The 467-nt window shown below is 57.6% G+C and carries 1 protein-coding gene; it reads right to left on the bottom strand.

From position 1 onward, the window contains the following. Positions 1 to 33: 33 nt before the first annotated feature. A partial coding sequence (locus tag OO306_RS28140) for a hypothetical protein (protein ID WP_265970396.1) occupies positions 34 to 467 on the bottom strand: 434 nt, incomplete at its 5' end.

Below are 467 nucleotides of genomic sequence, written 5' to 3' on the forward strand. Positions count from 1 at the left end.
AGAGTTTGGTCTCATTGGCACAGAATTGTGAGGTTAGAGAGGCGTGCAGGGAGGTTTTTGTACACCCAGACAGTGGAGTACTACCACTGTGTCTCTCGCACAGTAATACACAGCGGTGTCCTCGCTTCGAAGGCTGCTCAGTTCCATGTAGGCGGTGCTGGTGCTCTCGTCGGCGGTGCAGGTCACTCTGCCCTGGAATTTCTGGGCGTAGTTGGCGGTGCCGAAGATGGGGATGATGCCGCACATCCATTCCAGTCCCTGTCCAGGAGCCTGGCGGACCCAGCTGATGGCGTAGCTGCTGAAGGTGCCGCCGCTGGCCTTGCAGGACACCTTCACGCTGCTGCCGGGTTTCTTCACTTCGGCGCCAGACTGCACCAGCTGCACCTGACACTGGACACCTTTTAAAATAGCCACAAGAAAAAGCCAGCTCAGCCCAAACTCCATGGTGGCGGCGGTACCAAACTCTC

It is taken from the genome of Pseudomonas sp. DCB_AW, from assembly GCF_026240895.1.
In the GTDB taxonomy this organism is placed as follows: domain Bacteria; phylum Pseudomonadota; class Gammaproteobacteria; order Pseudomonadales; family Pseudomonadaceae; genus Aquipseudomonas; species Aquipseudomonas kermanshahensis.